Source organism: Nitrosospira sp. CT (assembly GCF_059489795.1).
The window spans coordinates 72341-79901 of record NZ_JCAHZJ010000007.1 but is presented as its reverse complement, the minus strand read 5'-3'; the positions used below and the strand labels follow the sequence as shown (position 1 = coordinate 79901).

Genomic DNA, 7561 nt, shown 5'->3' with positions numbered 1-7561 from the left:
CAAACGCAATCTGCTGCTCGGTAAATTTGCTTTTCTTCACGTCATGACTCCTTTCCAAAAAGGTAAAAATCATGCCGGAAATTCTACTTTTAAATGGTACGGTTTATCGGGGTAGGGTCAGAGCCGGAATTTTCCATTTTAGACCGGTACTGATTTCGGGGGCGGGTCAAAACTGGGACTTTGCTAGAACGCCCCTGGCACTACTACCGGGGGCACATCAACCCTTAACTGCGAATTCCGCCAGAGTTTGATAGTTCAATGCTGTGGTCGATGCTGTTGTAGTCACGGCGCCAAGCCCATTGAATCCAGCGCCTATAGCTCCGGGAGAATTTCGCGAAAACGCTAAGATGGCAAAAAAACTGGTGTCGGGTCGGCTCATGTCTAAAGCGGTCATTCACAGCGTTATATGTATCATCTGTCGTTTGACCAACGCGCAAGGGTGCGATCAACTTAACCAATATACTCAAATACTCAACAAAAAATGACAACCATCGCATGCTGGTTCAACAAAGAGAATTCACATACTTCTGTTTGGGTTTGTGGCGATAGCAAGATAACGACCGCTACCAAAACCACTCTGTCCGAATCTAGCCCAAAGATATTCTCTGTACCAGTTCATTGTTATGCTCCCGGGCCGCAGGGATTCTTCAATTCGACACTGTCGGCGTTGCCTATGCGGGAAACTCAATCGTTGGACTTACATTGAGCTCTGCGCTATCCACATGTCTCACCAGTGTAATATCTATTGCTATTCCCCCCGCACTGGATGACATAGCCGAGTTTGCACTTAAACTTTTGCAGCTTTATGTAAAGGAACTTGGAGTTGTTGCATGCAAGCGAGCAGAGTGTGAGGTTGCGATCATTGGCTTCTGTCCGGTGGAACATAAGCTGAAGATGTACTACCTCACCCCCTCAATCAATCAGGGCGAACTGGAATATAAATTAGAAAAACACCCAGACGATCAAGGGGATGACTTGTCCTCCTGTTAGGCGCCTGATAAGTCGAGGATAAGGAAAAACATCGAAGCCTTTCGAAGAGAGAGGTTGAAGGATATATCGTGGTGGAGGGCACCTAAGAATGTGATATCAGATGAAGTCGAGAATTCCGATAACCCTACAATTGGCGGACATCTGCAGCTAGGCATTTGCAATCAACTTGGCTTCCAAGTCTACTCGGTGTGCCGTCCTTATAGCCTTGGGGGCGCAGCATATCTAAGCTACCTTGGCCTGAATGTGTCCAGTGACTTTGGGCAGATTGGGTCATGCAGGATTGGAATGCCGGGTATGCTATGACTCGAGTCACTACGCGAAAGCACAAAGAGGTAACCCCATGAGTAGTGTTCAACAAAATTAAATACAAGGTAGGACTGCTTAATCTGGTAGCCGAACTTGCAGTGTGTCGCTTTGCAAATTGATGAGCTTTTCCCGTGATACCTTTTACCTATTAATCGGCGATGCATCGGGGCTACCTGACTCATACCTTTAGTGCAGACAATACTGTCTAATTCCCGCGCAGTGAGGCATCCAATCCCTGGTTCACGAGAGGGCAAGATAAATGGAGGGCATCAAGTTCGATCAGGAAATGAACTATATTGATATGGGTAATGCCTTGCCGTGCGGAAAAGAAATTTATGACATTTCTTCCATCGTAGCTAAAAACATCGGTTAAGCACTGAGGAAGCAGAAATGCCGCTGAACCCATCCCTGATCCCTCATTCGTCAGAGCAGCACTCTGACTGGGAGAAAGCGCTGCATGGCGGCAACGATGCGCTGCTGACGCAACTTGCAGCCGATGATGATCCCGCTGCTGCTCTTCTGGAACTTGAAAGCTACATCAATGGGATCTACCGCGGCAGCCCGTCTCCCTTATCCAAACCGCTGCCGGATATCCGCTTGGAGGTGCGACGGGCGCTACCCTATGTGGATGAAATTCGGGATCGCCTGGGATGGCAGGTGCGGGATTTCGATCTCGGGCTCCTGCGCTTGATTCGTGGCTCGAGCACGTTATCGCTCGTGCTGGGGGCAGGGGTCTCGATGGACGCAGGGGCGCCCTCCTGGCCCGAACTGGTGCGTTTGATGCTGGAGGAAACGCTCGACAAGGGTCTGGAGTTCTACGAGTCCGTTCCCGCCGCTGACAATCCGGCTCAGCCGCCTATCGAGTTTCTTCCCGACGGCACGGTGCGCACGGGCGGAACGGGAACCTGGCGTTTCGAGCAACGCGTGAGCGAAGTGAAGCGCTATACGGCTGAGCAGGAACAAACCGCGAGGAACGTCCTTGCCGAGGTCAAGGCCAAAGATTCTTCAACCGATGTCGAGACGCTCATGCACGGGGCGCAGGTCTGCTACGATCTTTGCGGCCAGCACCTTTTTCGCTTGCTCACGAAAATCATCTATACACGTGCGAAAGAGCCAAGCGAAGTCCATCGGGTTATTGCCGAACTGGCGCAGGCGCAAGAGGTACCCGTGCGCGGTCCTGGTTTGTTTCCCGGATGGGATTCAATTATCACCTACAATATCGATGCACTGATGTCGGAAGCGCTCGCGGAGCAGAAAATCCCGCACGCCGCCTGGGCGATGAAGGGTGACAAGCTGCGGGGCAATCCGGATGAACTCGCTCAGAAGAGTTCATGGCATGAGCCTATCTTTCATCTTCACGGTTTTACGTCGCGGCGGCTGTTCATGATCACGAATGTGCGCTTTGTATTTTCCACTTCCCAGTACCTCACGACGTACAAAGGGCCGCGATCAAGGATATTGGAAGCGGTCTACGACGGATTTCTGGCGAATCCTGAGCGCATTGCGCTTTATATAGGATGTTCGTTTGCCGATGAAGCGATGAACGACCTCCTGCGTGAGGCCTTCGCGGAATACCCGGGGCGCTATCACTATGCATTGCTGAAATGGCCGCGAGACCGGAAAGGAAAGGAGCCGGACAGGAGCGAGATCGAAGCCGAGTCCGCCAAATATCTTGAGTTTGGTGTGCGACCGGTTTGGTTCGATGATTTCACCGAATTACCCGGGTTGATCCGGCAGCTGCAATGACGTGCACTGCGATTTAGGCGATAACTGTACTGGAATCATTGGCGTCCTATTCTATTAATAGGCGCCCAGCCCTCGGATTTTCCGGCTTTCTGCGATATTAACGCCCGGGAGGTTGAACGCTTCTCAGTATCTTCCCTGGTGGTGGTGGGGGAGGAACGCCGGGCGGTGGCGGAGGTATGCTCACTGTTCCCTGCGGCCCGGGCGGCGGAGGGGGGTAGGAAGAGGAATAAGGCGGATAAGAAGGGGAGGTGTAACGACCTCCTGGATAGCTGTTCGTGACCTGGCCGTATACCGGCACCTGATGTCCCTTGGCATACATGCACTGCACGTAGGCGGCGTCATAACGCTCCTGGGAAATCGAACCCGAGGCTCCCGCACTACCGATGCCAGCCAGGCTTCCTGCCAACGCGCCGGTACCGGCCCCGATCGCTGCGCCGCGCCCACCGCCCAGAGCAGCGCCAGCCGCAGCGCCTACTCCAGCACCTACGGCGGCGCTTCCCACTCCACTGGATATCGAAGCGCGACTCGGTGTATTTCCTCCAACCTGGTCATAAGCAAACTGCCGGCAGAGGTAGTCGTCGTAGCGGAACTCGTCGAAGCTTCTTCCTGTGCCCGGCAGGGCCATCATGCTGGGACCTGTTGGCATACCGACACAGGCGGTGAGCGAAGCGAGCACGAGCAGCGGGAGGCACAACCTCGGGGACAACTCCGGGAATAACTCCGCCCACCGGACTTTATCTGAAACCAGGGATTTCCTGAATATGGATTGGATCATGATGGTTCCGCTCATTGATCAGGTTGAGGCGCTACCTGCAGCCAGCCTTCAGTGCAATTTTTGACATAGGGATAATAGCCTTCGGGATTGCGGCAATAATGCCAGTAACTGATCGCCGGCGGTTGATGTTGGGATTGGATCCCCGGTGGCTGCTGGATGTAAACAGGGGGCTGTGCCGGCGTTACGACCAGTGGCGCCATAGGTGGATACGCGTAGCCGGGGGTGTAGCCATACCAGGGGGAAAACCCGTAAGCCGGATAGCCGTAGGGCGCGTAACCGTAAGGTGGTCCGTAGCGGTAATAAGGCGGATAGTAGGGCGCTCTTCCGTAATAACCCAGACCATAGCCGCCCCATACTCCCAGTCCGAAAGCCAATCCGGGGTTGCCCCAATGGCCCCCATGGTGGTGACCCCCGTAGGGACCCCCGTAGGGACCCCCGTAGTGACCCCCGTAGTGACCCCCGTAGTGACCCCCGTAGTGACCCCCCTTGTCCGCCCATGCCGCGGGTGCCGAAAACAATCCGAGTAAAATGAGGAAAGCGTACATGAATCCCATTTTTTTCATGCCAGTCTCACTTTGCGATTCCAGCCATTGAAATCACTCCTCTCTTTCTATGTATGACTTGGACCGTTCCATGAGCAAAAAAAATTCTGGCTGGATCGATGTTAATGCGGATATAACGCATCACCGGCGCTTTGGTTGTCATACTTGAATAATTCAACGTCAAGAAGGAAGAGCAGCTTCTTCTTTCGCCGCACAGACTCTCCTTGTTGGAGGCGCGGGCTCCTCTATAATATGTGCCCATGTCATCCGCGTCCTTCAACGTCCGCCCCCAACCTGACCAGGTTCTGGTCGACATTGCAGATTACGTCGTGGGGCGGGATATCCAAAGCAATCTGGCTTACGCTACCGCCCGGCACTGCCTGATGGACTCCCTGGGGTGCGCCATGGAAGCCCTTGTGTATCCCGCCTGCACCAAGCTGCTTGGGCCGCTTGTGGCCGGCGCTGCCGAAGCTGAGGGCGGCGCGAAGGTTCCCGGTACCCGGTTTCAGCTCGATCCGGTGGAAGCGGCATTCAATATCGGCACGATGATTCGTTGGCTCGATTTCAACGATACCTGGCTGGCTGCGGAATGGGGCCATCCATCGGATAATCTTGGCGCCATACTGGCTGTAGCCGACTGGCTTTCGCGCAGTGCCACGAGCGGGAGGCAGCGACCGCTCATGCGCGATGTATTGACCGCGATGATAAAAGCATACGAGATTCAGGGTTGCCTCGCCTTGGAAAACAGCTTCAACAAGGTGGGACTGGATCATGTGGTGCTGGTTAAAGCCGCCTCCACTGCCGTCGTAACGCATCTGTTAGGCGGCAGCCGCGACCAGATCATTGACGCGCTTTCCCAAGCATGGGTGGATGGGCAGGCGCTGCGCACGTATCGTCATGCGCCCAACACCGGCTCGCGCAAATCTTGGGCCGCAGGGGATGCTACCAGCCGCGCAGTATGGCTCGCGCTGATCACACTCAAGGGGGAGACAGGCTACCCTTCAGCACTTACCGCGAAAACCTGGGGGTTCTACGACGTGCTGTTCAAGGGAGAGCCTTTCAAATTCCAGAGGCCCATCGAACGATGGCGTTCCTATGTGATGGAAAATGTGCTGCTCAAGATTTCGTTCCCCGCCGAATTCCACTCCCAGACGGCGGCGGAGTGTGCGATGCAACTATACCCGCGGGTGAAGGATCGGATTGCCGATATCCGGAAAATAACGATCCGTACCCACGAAGCCGCAATCCGTATCATCGACAAGAAGGGTCCGCTCAGCAGCCCAGCCGACCGCGACCATTGCATGCAGTATATCGTTGCGGTGCCGCTTATTTTCGGCAGGCTTACGTCCGCCGATTATGAGGATGCCGTGGCCGCTGACCCACGCATCGATGAATTGCGGGACAAAATAATCTGCATCGAGAACCCGCAGTTTACAAAGGATTATTACGATCCTGAAAAACGTTCCATTGCAAACGGTCTTACACTGGAATTCAAGGACGGCAGTAAACTGGAGGAAGTGGTGGTGGAGTATCCCATCGGCCACAAGCTGCGCCGAAGCGAAGGCATTCCGCTACTGGAAGAAAAGTTCAGAATCAATCTTGCGCGCCGTTTCCCGGCCCATCGGTGCGAGGCAATCATGAACGCCTGCCGTGATCAAAATAGACTGGAAGCGATGCCGGTTCACGAGTTTATCGATCTGTTTGTGATTTAGGTGAGCCAGTTCCTGCTTCGGGACGCGTAATATCAGGCGCTCTGTGTTCCCTTTCGGTAAGATCGTGCTCGTTCTCCTGCGGGGAAGAGTTTGTATTCAGCAGTATCCGGAGAGTATTGAGCCTCAATCTCCACGAAGCGATAGTTGCCGTGTCTGCTGACAGGGCGACCAGCAATTGTTCCACCCCGTCGGTATGTGAGACGTCGCAGGTGGAGAAAAAACAGTGAAGCTCCTCACTGTTCGTGATGCCTGTCCGCTGCGCGAAGCCGGGATAATCTTCACGCAGATGGGAGGCCAGCCAGGCCTGATCGATCCATTGCTTCAACTGGCTATAGCTGAAGCACGTGCGTATCGCGAGATCCACCGGGTCAGCATTGCTGAGGTTTTCGATATTATCGAATCCTTCCCGCTCCAGTCTCAATTCGTGCGAGTAGCTCATTCCTGCCAGCATGGAAAGCGGCAGCGCGCGGTAGCTCATCGCGGGGATGATTTCTCTCGTCAGTTTAACGACGATCCGCTCAATTCCGAGCGCAGCCCGTTTCGGATAGAAACCGAGAAAAAAAGCAACAAGGGGCAGCAGGCTCAATCTGGCAGGGAAGGGGACTTCCTGTTTCGAAAGCAGTTTTTCGCCATTGCCTGATCCTTCAGGAGATGTGACTTCTCTGGGCTCCTCACCGGCAGGAGGCGTTGGAGGCGCTGGCGTTGCGGCATTCACGTCGGAGGGTGCAGCAGTCGAGGGCGCAATCACGTCGTGTGGCAGCAGCAGATCGAACGCAAAGGAGAGTACCAGCGCCAGCAGGCTTGCGACAATCATGCGGATGGTGCCATCGACGAACGTATTGGAAGTCAGGTCCATCGTGAAGTAGGCACGGACTACGGAGCCGATGAAATAGACGTAAGCACCGAGGAATCCGAACTGGAAAGCCGTCAGGTTGCGGACGAGGTGGGAATAATAGGAATCGCGATTTGTTTCATACAGCTCCATGAAGGGGCCCATGGTCAGCATGTTTGCCCCGAGACTGAAATCCACACCGAGCTCGCAGGAGGAGGAAACGGGCTTGAACAGCAGCAGAATGGAACTGCCGAGCAGCACGACGACAGTAGTCAGCCAGACGCTTCCCCTGTAGGTGCCAAAGGAAGCCCTTCGTCCCATCCGCTGGCGGATTTCACCGCGCCGCTCGGGTGGAACGTCGCGGTACAAACGGCGTTCCTTGCGGTTCGCCATCTTCATCGTGTAGCTCAAGGCGAGCGATGGCACAACCAGAACCGCCACCAGGGTCATGATAAGGTTGTACTGGAAGAAGACCGGGTCAAACCAGTGCGCGACTGCACGGAAATCGCGGTGGGCGGCTGTACCGGGACCCGGGGTTGTCCCAAACGCGGATTCCAGCCCCAGGCTCACGATGAAGATCGTTGGTACCGCAAATACCAGCCAATCGTACCAGTGCATGTCCCATTTTTTGCCCGCGTTCGGATCCATACACGTCTTT

5 protein-coding genes are annotated in these 7561 nt (G+C 54.7%); 2 read left to right on the top strand and 3 right to left on the bottom strand.

All coding sequences use genetic code 11. The features are described from left to right. Positions 1-1686 precede the first annotated feature (1686 nt). Positions 1687-3042: an SIR2 family NAD-dependent protein deacylase gene (locus tag AC52W5_RS01890; protein ID WP_495669759.1), complete on the top strand. Its 1356-nt coding sequence runs from the start codon at positions 1687-1689 to the stop codon at positions 3040-3042. Between the two features lie 97 nt (positions 3043-3139). On the opposite strand, the gene AC52W5_RS01885 is transcribed toward AC52W5_RS01890, so the two are convergent. After that, positions 3140-3817: a hypothetical protein gene (locus AC52W5_RS01885; RefSeq protein ID WP_495669758.1), complete on the bottom strand. Its 678-nt coding sequence runs from the start codon at positions 3815-3817 to the stop codon at positions 3140-3142. 11 nt (positions 3818-3828) lie between these two features. Then, complete coding sequence (locus tag AC52W5_RS01880; RefSeq protein WP_495669757.1) at positions 3829-4380, bottom strand: hypothetical protein; 552 nt, start codon at positions 4378-4380, stop codon at positions 3829-3831. A gap of 239 nt (positions 4381-4619) precedes the next feature. Between AC52W5_RS01880 and AC52W5_RS01875 the strand changes: the two genes are divergently transcribed. After that, positions 4620-6071, top strand: coding sequence for a bifunctional 2-methylcitrate dehydratase/aconitate hydratase (locus AC52W5_RS01875; protein ID WP_495669756.1), 1452 nt, complete (start codon positions 4620-4622; stop codon positions 6069-6071). On the opposite strand, the gene AC52W5_RS01870 is transcribed toward AC52W5_RS01875, so the two are convergent. Beyond that, complete coding sequence (locus tag AC52W5_RS01870) at positions 6049-7551, bottom strand: hypothetical protein (RefSeq protein WP_495669755.1); 1503 nt, start codon at positions 7549-7551, stop codon at positions 6049-6051. The genes AC52W5_RS01875 and AC52W5_RS01870 overlap by 23 nt on opposite strands. Between the last annotated feature and the right edge of the window lie 10 nt (positions 7552-7561).

Bases quoted from the DNA above. Each gene is read 5' to 3' on its own strand.
- AC52W5_RS01875 (WP_495669756.1), top strand. From the start codon at position 4,620: ATGTCATCCGCGTCCTTCAACGTCCGCCCCCAACCTGACCAGGTTCTG.
- AC52W5_RS01885 (WP_495669758.1), bottom strand. From the start codon at position 3,817: ATGATCCAATCCATATTCAGGAAATCCCTGGTTTCAGATAAAGTCCGG.
- AC52W5_RS01870 (WP_495669755.1), bottom strand. From the start codon at position 7,551: ATGGATCCGAACGCGGGCAAAAAATGGGACATGCACTGGTACGATTGG.
- AC52W5_RS01880 (WP_495669757.1), bottom strand. From the start codon at position 4,380: ATGAAAAAAATGGGATTCATGTACGCTTTCCTCATTTTACTCGGATTG.
- AC52W5_RS01890 (WP_495669759.1), top strand. From the start codon at position 1,687: ATGCCGCTGAACCCATCCCTGATCCCTCATTCGTCAGAGCAGCACTCT.